The 14,021-nt window shown below is 36.7% G+C and carries 6 protein-coding genes and 1 pseudogene; all 7 read right to left on the bottom strand.

Going from position 1 to position 14,021, the window contains the following annotated elements; genetic code table 11:
• Positions 1-1,431 (bottom strand): MDR family MFS transporter, encoded by a 1,431-nt coding sequence (locus tag AC0ONG_RS10300; protein WP_000644938.1) that lies wholly within the window; start codon positions 1,429-1,431, stop codon positions 1-3.
• Positions 1,431-1,655 carry an MbtH family protein gene (locus tag AC0ONG_RS10295; RefSeq protein ID WP_000184057.1) on the bottom strand — a complete coding sequence of 75 codons (225 nt, stop codon included), beginning with the start codon at positions 1,653-1,655 and terminating at the stop codon, positions 1,431-1,433. Before AC0ONG_RS10295 ends, AC0ONG_RS10300 begins: the two co-directional genes overlap by 1 nt.
• Entirely contained in the window at positions 1,652-8,809 is a 7,158-nt protein-coding gene (locus AC0ONG_RS10290; protein WP_136996584.1) for an amino acid adenylation domain-containing protein, read from the bottom strand. Before AC0ONG_RS10290 ends, AC0ONG_RS10295 begins: the two co-directional genes overlap by 4 nt.
• A 33-nt stretch (positions 8,810-8,842) precedes the next feature.
• Positions 8,843-9,735: pseudogene (locus AC0ONG_RS10285) on the bottom strand (isochorismatase family protein).
• 24 nt (positions 9,736-9,759) lie between these two features.
• Positions 9,760-11,376 carry a (2,3-dihydroxybenzoyl)adenylate synthase gene (locus tag AC0ONG_RS10280; protein ID WP_000960115.1) on the bottom strand — a complete coding sequence of 539 codons (1,617 nt, stop codon included), beginning with the start codon at positions 11,374-11,376 and terminating at the stop codon, positions 9,760-9,762.
• 12 nt (positions 11,377-11,388) lie between these two features.
• Positions 11,389-12,588 (bottom strand): isochorismate synthase DhbC, encoded by a 1,200-nt coding sequence (dhbC, locus tag AC0ONG_RS10275; RefSeq protein WP_001289294.1) that lies wholly within the window; start codon positions 12,586-12,588, stop codon positions 11,389-11,391.
• Positions 12,589-12,613: 25 nt separating this feature from the next.
• On the bottom strand, positions 12,614-13,399 hold the full coding sequence (gene dhbA, locus AC0ONG_RS10270) for a 2,3-dihydro-2,3-dihydroxybenzoate dehydrogenase (RefSeq protein WP_001048419.1): 786 nt from the start codon (positions 13,397-13,399) through the stop codon (positions 12,614-12,616).
• Between the last annotated feature and the right edge of the window lie 622 nt (positions 13,400-14,021).

Genomic DNA, 14,021 nt, shown 5'->3' with positions numbered 1-14,021 from the left:
TTACTCATTGACAAGTACTTTCTCTTTTTCTGATACTGATAATGTTTTTTCTTTCTTCTTTGACATTACCTCTTTATCGGAAATACGTAAAGAAAATAGTAGTGCTATAAGCAAAAATATTGCTGATCCAATTAATGCTGCTTGATATGGTAAAAAATCGGATTGAACGTTATTACTTCCAAAACCAGCTAGTATACTAGCTAAAACAGCTACTCCTATTGCTGAACCTAATCGATTTTGCACATTGAATATAGTAGTCGCTCTCCCCATAGAAGGCGGCGTGATATTGTTAAAGGCAGAAAATTGAACCGCACCGACAGATTGACCTAAGAAAATACCAATGCCAAACAATAATGCCCGGATTTGCCACGGATTCGTATCGTGATTTACAAAACTCAATAAAACAAATATAACCGCCGTACATATTAATCCAATAGAAATTACCTTTCGAGCTCCTAATTTCTTATATGACCATGGCACAATTTGTGAAGAAATCATTAATCCAATCGCCTCTGGAAATGTCGTAAGTCCTGATTCTAGCGCGGAAACTCCTATCACATTTTGATACATAAGTGGAAAAACAAATAACATTCCTAATAAACCAGCTGATGAAAATAATGATATAATGCTCATCTTTCTAAATACTGGTTCTTTTAATAAGCGTAAATCTAACATCGGTTGCTTTACTTTCAGTTCTACGATTATAAACAACGCAATGAATACAAGCCCAGCTACCCCGGTACTCATAATTTCTGGAGAAATCCACCCTTTTGATGGTCCCTGGCTGAGTGCATATATGAGCATCGCAAATCCTGGTGCTGATAAAATAAAGCCAAGAGAATCAAAGCGACCAGCTGATTTTTCAACATGCTCTGCTAAAAATAGAAGTCCAAATAACAATGCAACGATTCCAAACGGTACATTAATATAAAATGCCCAACGCCAAGACATTTGATCTACAAAGAAACCACCGATGATAGGCCCAACTGCTGGCGCTACAGCAATTGGAAGTACAATGAACCGGGAAATCTTCGGTCTTTCCTTTGGTGAAAATGTTCGAAATAACATCGCCATTCCGACCGGTGTTAAAAGCCCTCCACCAGCACCTTGAATGATACGAAAAATATTCAATGAAGTAATATCGTTAGCCATTCCGCATAAAGCAGAAGCGATTGTAAATACGAAAAGAGCAATTAAAAATACTCTTTTCGTCCCAAAACGATCTCCTAACCAACCAGAAATCGGAAGGAAAACAGCTAAACTAACTAAATACCCAACATTAACCGTCCCCATTGCAGATGCAGGTACTTGTAGTTCTCTACTTATCGTTTGCAGTGCTACATTTACAATCGTTGCGTCCATCGCAGCCATAAACATCGCAGTTATATACACGATACTTACAACTACTTTTGGATTTAGTTTTGCTTTCATTATCGTTTTCCTGCTAATGTTTTTTCGCGAACTTGATTACTTTTCGGATTCAAATCTTTCCAGTTATATTCAACATATTCTAAGCAGCTCTGCCTACTAGCTTCTTCATATACGACATTCCAGCCAATAGGTACATCGAGAAAAGCAGGCCAGAGAGAATACTGGCCCTCCTCATTTATTAATACTTTATATGTGTAATTATCATTTTCAAATGGATTCGTCATACTCTACTTACCCCTTTCTTATTCTGCAAATATTTCGCTAATACTTGTCCAATTTCCGTGAGTGGACCTGGCTGACATAGATCTTTATGTCTACAATCAATATCGTGCTGCACAATTTGCCCGTCTAAATAATTTAGCCACGTATTTGGAGAAATAGGATCAAACCAATCTGGTATAACAGTAGATCTAAAGAATAAGATATCTCCGTTATAAACTTTCGGTACATACTTCCCTAACAACCCTACTGAATTTACATATGTTTCTTTCAAATTCAATATAGTCTCTTCTTCAAGACTTGCTAATGCACTTCCATCTTTACGAAGGATTTCAACTGCACTTTCCATTGTAAGTGGTTTACCATCCATGTTATCTGGGTCATATCCGCCTAAAGCAAGTAATGCTATTAACGCTTCCTCTTCAGTAGGCGCTTCCGTATTCGGTAAGAAGTGTCCAGGATAAGAATCAAGCATAACGAGTAATTCTACTTCTTCCCCTCCATTTTGTAGTTGCGCCGCCATTGCATGCACAACATTTCCTCCAAGCGACCAGCCTAGTAAACGATATGGTCCATGAGGCTGTACTTCACGAACGTGTTTCAAGTAATCCGCCGCCATCTCCTCTAAAGTTTTTGGAAGTTCTTCATTTTTAGCAATACCACGTGCTTGTACACCATAGATTGGATAATCTGTTCCTAAAGATTTCATAAGTCCTGCATAGCACCAACTTAATCCACCTGCTGGATGTACACAAAATAGTGGTAATTGATCCCCGCTTGCTCGTAATGGAAGCAACACATCAAGTGCACTTTGACCATTCCCCATCTCAAGTCTTTCAGCTAACCCTGCAACAGTCGGTGCTGCAAATAAAGTGCCAATGTTTAGTTCCACTCCAAGCGCCTCTTTAATGCGGCTCATAAGCTGTACTGCAAGGAGTGAATGCCCACCAAGATCAAAAAATCCGTCATCAATTCCAATTTGAGGTACACTTAGCACTTCTGTAAACAAGTCACATAACATTTCTTCTTGCGGTGTTCTTGGACCACGACTAGAAGATGATGCGATAAATTCTGGAGCTGGCAATGCCTTTCTATCTAATTTACCGTTTGGAGTTAAAGGTAACTCATTTACTACTACAAAAGCGTATGGAACCATATAATCTGGTAAACTACCACTAGCAAACTGACGCATTTCATTCGTATCAATCTCTTCATCATTTGATGCGACGATATAAGAAACTAACCGTTTATCCCCTGGTTGATCTTCCCGTACAATAACGGCTACTTGCTCAACTTTAGGGTGCTTCATTATGACTGCTTCTATTTCTCCTAATTCAATTCGGAATCCACGAATTTTTATTTGATGATCTGCACGTCCTATATAATCTAGCGTCCCATCTTTACGCCAGCGAGCTAAGTCTCCTGTACGATACATTCTTGTACCTGGCTTGCCAAATGGATCTGCGATAAAGCGTTCTGCCGTTAATCCTGCTCTTCCTAAATATCCACGCGCAAGCCCTGCACCTGCAACATACATTTCTCCAACTACTCCAGGTGGCACTGGTTGTAAATAGTTGTCTAACACATACACTTTAAGGTCAGGTATACTGCACCCAATTAAACTATTTGCTCGTAAAGAGACGATAGTTTCATCTAATTCAATATAACTAACATGCACTGTCGTCTCCGTAATACCGTACATATTAATAAGCTTTGGTGCATTATGAGGATGTCGACTATACCAATCTTCTAAGCGACTTAGCTCAAGTGCTTCTCCTCCAAAAACAACATATCGTAAAGATAATTTTTGGCCAATCTCTTCATTTTCACGATCTGCTTGCATCAATTGATAGAACGCTGATGGAGTTTGATTTAAAACCGTAACCTTTTCTTTAACAAGAAGCTGTAAAAATTCTTTCGGCGAGCGACTTACAGTATGTGGCACTACAACTAAACGCCCTCCGTATAATAAAGGTCCCCAAATTTCCCAAACCGAGAAATCAAAAGCGTATGAATGGAACATCGTCCAAACATCGTTTCCGTCAAACTGGAACCAATGATCAGTTGCCCCTAAAAGTCTTACTACATTTTGATGAGGTATCATAACGCCTTTCGGTCTACCCGTTGAGCCTGATGTATAAATAACGTAAGCAATATGTGATGGAGATAATGGCTTAATTCGTTCCACTTCATCAATATTGTCTTCACTATATTTCTCAACTTCTGCTATTACTTTCACATCATCAACTAAAACTTTTAGTGCCTCGTCACATTCAATTTCCACTTCTGAATTCGTTAAAACACATGATGGTTTCGCATCGTGTAGCATAAATGAAATACGATCTGCTGGGTAATCTGGATCTAACGGAAGGTATCCAGCACCCGCTTTAAGAACAGCTAATAAGCTTACCACCATGTTTAATGATCTTGGCATCGCTAAAGCAACGAGTTGATCAGGACCAATCCCTTTTGCTATTAGGAATCGAGCTATTTTATTTGCTTTTCTATTTAACTCTTCATAAGTTAATTTCTTATCTTCAAAGACAACAGCAATAGAATTTGGATTTATATGAGACTGTTTTTCAAATAATTGTGGCAATGTCATTTCTGGTGCAATTTGAAAACCACCATTCCACTTTTCTAATACTGTATTTTTCTCTGCTAAAGTTAATATTTCTAATCTGCCAATGGATTGATCCGGATTTGTCGCCGCATCATCTAATAACAAAATGAATCGTTCTATTAGTTTTTGAACCGTTTCACGTTTATATAAATCGGTACTAAACTCTAGTAATCCATGTAAACCGTTCGGAGTACCATCATCCCCGTTACTCTCACTAATTTCAAATGTTAAATCAAATTTTGCAGAACCGACGCTTTGAATTTCAAGGCTCGCTTCTAAACCTGGTACATGAAACGTTGCTTCTGGTGTATTTTGAAAAGCTAACATAACCTGAAACAACGGGTGGCTGTTTCGAGTACGTACTGGATTTAACACTTCAACAAGCCTTTCAAATGGAACATCTTGATTTTCATAAGCTGCAAGATTTACCTGCTTCACTCTATTTAATAATTCTTTAAAACTTGGATCTCCTGAAGTATTTGTACGTAACACTAATGTATTTACAAATAAACCAACAATATCTGAAAGTACATCATCATTTCTTCCAGCAATGGGACTTCCAATTGGTATATCAGTGCCTGCACCTAATCTTGTAAATAGTGCACTAAGCCCTGCTTGTAACACCATAAACAAACTAACTCCATTTTTACGTGCAAGCTCTACTAACCTACTATGCATACCTTCATCTATATGAAAATGAATTGTTTCCCCGCGGTAACTCGTCTCAATTGGACGCTGGAAATCTGTAGGTAACTCCATTTGATCTGGTAAACCTTTAAGTTCTTCTTTCCAAAAATCTAATTGTGTTGAAATAAGACTCTCTGGTGTCGTTTCATCACCTAGCAATTGTTGTTGCCAAAGTGCATAATCTGCGTATTGAACTGGAAGTGTCTCCAGCTGAACTCTGTCACCTTGACATCGTGCTTTATACGCCGCTGTAAAATCTCTCGTTAACGGCTGTAATGACCAGCCATCACCTACAATATGATGTAATAAAATTAATAATACATGTTCGTTTTCACTCACTGTAAAAAGTTGCAAACGAACTGCCGGCTCAATATCGAGGTTAAAACTATATCTTACCGCCTCTGAAAGTACACTTTCTAATTCATCTTTACATGTTTTTGTTATAATCATTTCTAGATTTAAGTTTTCCATATCTAAAATTTTCTGATAGGAACTACCTAATACGTTAGGGAAAATTGTTCTAAGTGTTTCATGTTTCTCAACTACATCATAAAAAGCACCTTGTAATGCTTCCTCATTCAATATTCCATTCATACGAATGACTAGCGGAATATTATAAGTAGGACTTGGACCTTCTAAACAATTTAAGAACCATAACCTGCGCTGTGCAAATGAAAGTGGAACTTCATTTGGCCTACTTGCTTTCTGAATAGCTGGTCTTGCACTTTTTGCATGGTTTAATTGTTTCGCCAGTTCGGCAACAGTTGGTGATTCAAATAGTTTCCCGATACCTAATTCCACACTTAACGTTTCACGAATTCTTGCCATTAAACGAGATGCAAGAAGGGAATGTCCACCCATTTCAAAGAAATTATCATCAATACTAATTCGAGAAACACCAAGTACTTCTGCAAATAAATCACATAATATTTCTTCTTTCGGATTTCTAGCAACCCTCTCATTGTTCATTCCATTAAAATTAGGCGCAGGTAATTTCTTTCTGTCAACCTTACCATTTGGCGTTAATGGTAATTCTTCTAGCACAACAAATGCCGATGGTATCATATAATTCGCTAAACTTTCTGAAACATAAGAACGAATTTCTGAAAGATTAATCGGTTCCTTTTCTTCTGCAATGATATATGCAATGATGCGTTTATCATTTGGACGATCTTCTCGTACCATTACTACCGCTTGTTGAATATTTTCATGTCGTTGTAATACCGTTTCAATTTCAGCTAATTCAATTCGGAATCCACGAATTTTAATTTGATGATCTGCGCGACTAATGTACTCTAACGCACCATCACTACGCCATTTCACAAGATCTCCTGTACGGTACATGCGCTTCCCTGATTCTCCATAAGGATTTGCAACAAACCGTTCAGCTGTTAACTCAGGTTTTCCTAAATATCCGCTTGCAAGTCCTTCCCCTGCAATATATAATTCACCAATAACTCCAGGTGGAACTGGTTGTAACCCTGCATCCAATACATACACTTCTGTATTGGAAATTGGCTTTCCAATAGGAGGTATACCCTTTTCACTTTCATCAATGTTCATGAAAGTAGACCAAATCGTCGTTTCAGTTGGTCCATATAAATTAGTTATTGAGCAACCTAATTCTTTTAATTTATTTGCTAAATGCGCTGGAAGAGCTTCACCACCAACAAGTACGTTTAGCCCTTGTAGCTTCTCTGGATAATCAGTTACTAACGCCTGCCAAAGCGTCGGTGTAGCCTGCATAACGGTCACTCTTTCTTCTTGTAAAAGTGTCGTTAATGCAGAAGGCTCTTGTATGTCTTCTTTTTGCGCAATTGTTAAACTTGCACCACTAATAAGAGGTAAATAAATTTCTAGAGCAGAAATATCAAACGCAAAAGTTGTAACTGCTAATAAATGATCATTTTCATTTAACGAAAACTTTTGTTGCATAGCCATTAAAAAGTTACTTAAACCTCTCATAGGAACAATTACACCTTTTGGGTTTCCTGTTGAGCCTGAAGTATATATTGTATAGGCTGGGTTTAAAAGTAATACATCATTCTTACATGCTATATTCATACGAGAATATGTATGTAACGCTAGTTTCGTTTCTTCGCCATCTAATACAATTTTTTTCATACCATTTTCTATAACTAACTTAGATGAAACAGATGAATGTGTTATGATACAAACTGGTTTTGCATCATCTACTATATAATTAACTCTTTCTGCTGGGTATTCTGGATCTATTGGTAAATATGCTGCACCAGCCTTTAAGACTGCTAGCATACTAACTACCATTTCTATTGATCTAGGGAATACTAAAGCTACAAACTGATTTGGTCGTATTCCTTCTTCTACTAAATAATGTGCTAGTTCATTCGCTCGTTCATTTAGCTCTTTATACGTAAGGTTTATACCGTCACAAGTAATCGCTAGTTTATTTGGATTTTTTTGCACTTGTTTTTCAAATGATATAGGTAGACTGATTAACTCATCATCTTCCTTCGTTTCATTCCATTCCAATAAAACCTTATGATTTTCTTCAGGCAGAGTAATATTTATTTTTCCAATCGACTCGTTTTTCTCATAATTCTTTATTACTAATTCAAATAGATTCATAAATCTTTCTTTATGCAATGCTAGCTCCGCGCCATTATATACTTCGGGATTCGCATCAAAATGAATCATTAGCTCATTTTGATCAAAACGTTTATATACATTTATCGATAAATCATCTACAGGTCCTGCTGATAAGTTATGCGTAATACCACGATTTCCAGCAAAATTAAGCCCGTAATCAAAAGGCATAACATTCACTAACGGTCCAAACAACCTTTGATTTTCACCTAGTAACTTTAAGTCTCTTCTTAATTCCTCGTGACGGTATTTATGATGACGACGTACATCTCGGATTTCTTTAGAAACTTGCTGCAATAATTCCGCAAGAGTTATATTTGGAGTTACAGTGAGACGCAGTGGTACTAAATTCATTACCATACTTGGTGTATGAATAGATACAGAACCTAGACGCCCCATCATCGGTAAACCTAAAACAATATCATTTTCACCTGTTAATTTATGCATATAAATACTTGTTACAGCGACAATGAATTCCGGCCAACTTGTTAACGAAATATTGATATCTTCTAGTAAAGTTTTCGTGCTAGAACTAGATAAATAAGCTGTTTCTCGTGAAAATCCATTTGATGTTCTCGGTGCTCGTTCTGCCAAGCTTACAACTTCTGGTTCATCAGCAAACTTTTCTAACCAAAAAGTACGATCTTCCTGAAATTGTTTAGACTCACGATACTCAATATCTTCTTGTACAACTTTTGTAAGAGAACCAAATGGCTTTTCATTCTTGTTTGTTTCTTCTATAAGTGATGTATACTCATTCGCTACCTTTTGGCTAAGAAGTGAAAATCCATAGCCATCCATCACAATGTGATGGATGCGCTGATACCAAAAGAAACGATTATTTTCAACTTGAATAAGTGCTTCCGTAAATAAAATATCTTTTTTCAAATCGACGGGCATAGATAAATCATTTTTCATCCATACTTTAGCAGCTTCTTCAGGGTTTTCTTCTTTACGAACGTCAATAAAATGCATATAAAACTGTGATTCTTCAATAACTTGCCATGGGCCAATTTCATCCTCTTCGAAGCGAACATGAAGTGCTTCTGCTTCTATTACAACTTTACGTACAGCTAATTCGAAAATTTCTTGATGAATATTTCCGTTTATTTCTACATATTCCCCAGTATTATAAATTGGGTTAAGCGGATCTAATTGTTGCGCAAACCACATACCAGACTGCGCAGATGATAACGAATGACGAATCTTTTGACTGTTAGGCATTCTTTACTACCCCTTTATTATGTAGTCTATTTGTTACAGCACCTGTGCTGTTAGTGAGATAGTAAACTGTACCAACCTGCAACAGTTGGATGTTCTGCTAAATCTGCAAAAGTGATTTCTTTCCCTTCACGACGCCACTTCTCTACTAAACTCATAATTCTGACCGAATCAAGTCCTCTATTTAATAAGTCCTCATCAAAATCAATACTTTCTATTGGCTCACGAAGTAGTTGTGCAACTAGTTCATGCACTTCCTGTATAGTGATTCCTTCACTCTCATCACCTTTTACACTTTGCAAATCGTTTAACAGTAGGTTTGTTGATGTCGTTACTGCACATCTATTAGATGCATACTCCAATGCTTGTTTATGATGCTCTAGTGAAAAATCAGCAACTGCATCTGCTACAAAGAAGGGCTCTATACCATCCATAAATGCTTCACAAGCTGTTAAAAGACAGCCAATATGCGCATAAATACCGCAAATAATAAGTTGATCTCTTCCTTGTTCATTTAAAATTTCTAATAGATTTGTCTTTTTAAATGCACTATATCTCCATTTTGTTAGGAATATATCATCTTCATCAGGAGTAAGTTCATCAACAATTTTCTTTTTATCCGGTCCAGCAGGAATACCGTCACCCCAAAAGTCTTGTAATAAACCTCGTTGTTCTAACGTTTGCCCACCAGGTTGTGCTGTATAAACAACTGGTATACCAAGTTCCTTACATTTTTCTCTTATCATTTTAATATTTGAAATAAGTTCTACTTTTGGTGATTCTTTATCGCTATATGCATCAAGAAAATATTCTTGCATGTCATGAATTAAAAGTACTGCACGTTTCGGATCTGGTGTCCAATTCACTTTATTTTTTGGTAGTTCTGATTCAATTGGCATTTTATATACTGAAATAGATGGGATAGCCATCTAATCACTTCCTTCCGGTTTTTATTATTGTTTTACTGTAATAAGTTTTTCAGCAATGACTTTACGTAGTTCTTTTTTGCTGACTTTTCCGACTCCTGTTTGCGGGAATGATTCAATAAATTCAATTCGATCTGGAATTTTATAAGCCGCTATACCACGTTCTCTTAAAAACATTTTTAATTCACTTACAGTTGGAACTTGTCCGCGAGCTATAACAAAAGCACAGGTGCGTTCACCTAAATAATCGTCAGGCATAGATACAATTGCTACGTCATGAACCGCATCGTGTGCTAATAGATGATTTTCAACTTCTTCCGCAGCAACTTTCTCACCACCACGGTTAATTTGATCTTTATCTCTTCCTTCTACAATGATGTATCCTTGTTCATTTACTTTTACAAGATCTCCTGTGCGATAAAATCCATCCTTTGTAAATGATCGTGCATTATGCTCTTCGGCTTTATAGTAACCACGAATTGTATATGGACCTCGTGTTAATAAACTACCTACTTCGCCAGGTTTTACATCGTTGTCATTTTCATCAACAACTCGTACTTCATCGTGTGCAGACATTGGTCTACCTTGTGTATGAATAATAATTTCTTCCGGATCGTCTAATCTTGTATAGTTCACTAATCCTTCCGCCATACCGAATACTTGCTGTAACGTACATCCAAATGTAGGGCGTATACGTTTTGCAACCTCAGCACTAAACTTAGCACCACCTACTTGAATAACCTCTAGGCTCGATAAATCGGCATTACGAGAAGATGCAGCATCAAGCCAAATCATTGCTAATGGCGGAACGAGCGCTGTAATTGTAACTTTTTCTTCTTCGATAAGAGCAAATGCCTCATCTGGGCTACCACCAGTTGCCAATACCACTTTTCCACCCGCATAGAAAGTTCCAAATGTTCCTGGAGAACTCATTGGATAATTGTGTGCTACTGGAAGAACTGTCATATAGACGCTTTCTGCATTCAAATTACAAATTTCAGCGCTAACACGTAAACTATAAATATAGTCATCATGTGTTCTAGGAATTAATTTAGAAAGACCTGTTGTCCCTCCTGATAATTGGAGAAATGCAACATCACTGGGCTGAACTTCTGGCAATGAGATAGGATCCATATACAGATCATTTATGTTCACAAACTCTTCCTCTTCTCCCACTACAATTACATGTTGTAAAGTTGGCACTTTCTCTTTCACTTCTCTTGCTAGTTTTCGATAATCAAAACCGAGGGCCTTATCTGAAATAACGTAAGCGCTCGCCTCACCAAACTCACAAAAATAACTAATTTCACTACTTCGATGTGAAGGCAGTGCAAAGACAGGAAGCGCTCCAATTCGAAATAGTGCAAAACATATTTCGAAAAACTCGATAATGTTAGGTAACTGGATTACAACTCTGTCCTCTTTCTTTATTCCTAAATTCAGTAAACCTGCTGCTAAACGATCTACCTTTTTATCAAGTTCACTGTACGTTACATGCGTCTTACCGCTTACAACCGCGATTTGATCTCCATATTTCTCAGCTCGCTCTCTTAACACTCCTCCAAATGTTTCACCAAGCCAACATCCTGCTTCTCGGTAACGATCGGCAAATTCTTTTGGCCATTCTGTATAACCTACTAGCATTCTTTCTTCCCCCTATTTTTCATTAAGTGAACTATCTCTTAACCCTAAAGCTTTTAGCATTGTTTGGAACTTAGCTGATGTTTCTGCTAACTCATCTTCTGGTTTTGACTCAGCAACAACTCCAGCTCCTGCATATAAACGAAGTGTATTTTCTTGTACTTCAGCACAACGAATTGTAACAATCCATTCTCCATCTCCATTTAAATCGCTCCATCCTAGCATTCCTGTAAAGAACTCGCGGTCAAATGGCTCAATATGCTGTATAGCCTCTCTTGCTTTTTCCATCGGAGTTCCGCAAACTGCTGGCGTAGGATGAAGGGCAATTGCTAATTGTAAAGAAGAAGTATTTGGATCCTTAAGTTCACCTTTCACTTCTGTAGACAAATGCCACATCGCTTCACTATGAATAACTGATGGCTTTTCTGGAACATGTAATGTATGACAATACGGACGAAGTGCAGCGGCAACCGCTTCAACTACTACCGCATGTTCATGTAAATCTTTTGGCGAAGAAAGTAATTCCTCTGCTCTTCTTTTATCTTCTACTGGGTCCTCACTACGTGGCCTTGAACCAGCTAACGGGTTAGAAATAACTTGCATACCATTACGTGAAACAAGTAATTCAGGGCTTGCTCCAATTAGCGTCTTACTGTTCTCTTTTTCATCTTTCGGTAAATTTACAGCAAATGTATAACCATGCTTATTATGCTCTGCTAATTCTCGCAAAAGTTTTTGCTTATCAATCTTTTCGGAAGATTTAACATCTAACGATCTAGATAGAACGATTTTCTTCAAATCACCGTCCTGTATTTTTTTAATTCCTTGCTTCACACCATTCATATAAACTTCAGGTTCTGGTACTGGCGTCATTTCAAATGTTACGTTCTCATTTGTTTCAAGCTGATTGGTTGTATCCAATTGTAAACGCTCAGAAATTCTACTATATTCTGGTACGATAAGTTGGACTTCTTTTCTACGATCAAATGGCAAAGCACCCATAACAATAGGATTTGGATTTCCAGCTTGTTTCGCATTACTTAATGTCGCTTGCACAAGCTCTGGGAAACTTTCAATTTCACGATGCTTTACTGTAGTAAACTCTCCTTCTGCTAATATCGTTCGAGTTGGTGAAGCAAAAAAGAACGAAGATTCAGTCTTATAATCTTCTAAAAGTTTTTCTGACAATTCCTTTACAGCTGTATGTTCACTCATAATATAATAACCTCCTGAATTTTTATTAAACTCCTAACGTAGCACCGCCATCGACACATAAATTGTGCATTGTAATATGACTTGCTCTATCTGAAGCTAAAAATAACACTGCTTCAGCAACTTCTGAAGGTTGTGCAATTTTTTGTAATGGAATTCCGAGTCTATATGTATTTTGAGAACCAGCAATTATATTTTTAGCTCCATTCTCATCAGCCCATAGTAATCTTTGCATCTCAGTTTCAGTAGAACCTGGAGAAACTAAGTTGCAGCGTATATTGTATGCTGCAAGCTCTAATCCTAAACACTTCATAAACATCGTTGTTGCAGCCTTTGACGCAGCATACGCAGCCATCTCCATTCTCGGCGTATTTGCCGCATTTGAACCGACTGTAACAATTGCCCCTGATTTTCTTAACATCATATTTTTACTTACCGCTCGGGACATATTGAAAACCCCTGTAGTATTTACAGAGAATGTTTTATTCCAATCTTCATCACTTAACGAATGAATTGCTCCCATACGTAAAACCCCTGCAACGTTTACTAAAATATCTATTGGCGCTATTTCATTTGCAATATGATTTACAATGTCTTCAACAGCAGTGCTATCACTCACATCTAAACGAAACGTTTTCATACGTGTTTTATTTAATTCATTTTGATTTAAGAGTACATTTAACCCCTCTTCATTTTGATCAACCGCAATAACTGTGGCTCCTCTTTCTAAAAACATTTCGGCAACGACACTGCCTATGCCTTGTGCTGCACCTGTTACTAAAACTGTTTTCCCATCAAATTCCCCTAAGTTCATTTTCTCTATCCTTTCACATAAACATTAATTTCATTAAGTAACACTAATAATAATGATATTGATTTTCATTATCATCAGCGTTGTAAAAAATAATACACTTACTAAACTAATTGGTCAAGTGCGCATTACTTTAAAATCTATTTTATTGATAATGTTTTTCATTTACTATCTTACACCTAAATGATAATGTTTCTCAATAAACTTGTCAATCTTTTTTTATTTTTCAGATAAAGCATTTTAATGTTTCTTAATAAAATCATATGTAAACGCATTAAAAGTACTTATATTATAAATAAAATTCAAACTTCTCTTTTTAAAATTGAAGAAGATAAACTAGAGCTACGTTCATTTACAACGCTTTATGAAAAACTCAAGTATATATTTTCTCAATATTTTTCTGAAAACAAATCTTGCAAATACTAATGAATGTCTTCTTTATTATTTAAGATTTAATATATATTTTGAATGCGATGTATTAATTTATTATATTCCAATATAATCCAAATAAGTACTTCACTCACTTTTACATCTATAAAAATCCAAAAAGTAATTTAACCTTGTTAAAATAACTCATAAAAAAAGCATCCTAATTAATAGAATAGGATGCTTTTTCGTAATCATA

The organism is Bacillus sp. TCT6 (genome assembly GCF_056033845.1).
Note: the sequence above shows the minus strand (reverse complement) of the source record. Positions and strands in the feature narration are given on the sequence as shown.

Bases quoted from the DNA above. Each gene is read 5' to 3' on its own strand.
- AC0ONG_RS10300 (WP_000644938.1), bottom strand. From the start codon at position 1,431: ATGAAAGCAAAACTAAATCCAAAAGTAGTTGTAAGTATCGTGTATATA.
- AC0ONG_RS10295 (WP_000184057.1), bottom strand. From the start codon at position 1,655: ATGACGAATCCATTTGAAAATGATAATTACACATATAAAGTATTAATA.
- AC0ONG_RS10290 (WP_136996584.1), bottom strand. From the start codon at position 8,809: ATGCCTAACAGTCAAAAGATTCGTCATTCGTTATCATCTGCGCAGTCT.
- AC0ONG_RS10280 (WP_000960115.1), bottom strand. From the start codon at position 11,376: ATGCTAGTAGGTTATACAGAATGGCCAAAAGAATTTGCCGATCGTTAC.
- dhbC (WP_001289294.1), bottom strand. From the start codon at position 12,588: ATGAGTGAACATACAGCTGTAAAGGAATTGTCAGAAAAACTTTTAGAA.
- dhbA (WP_001048419.1), bottom strand. From the start codon at position 13,399: ATGAACTTAGGGGAATTTGATGGGAAAACAGTTTTAGTAACAGGTGCA.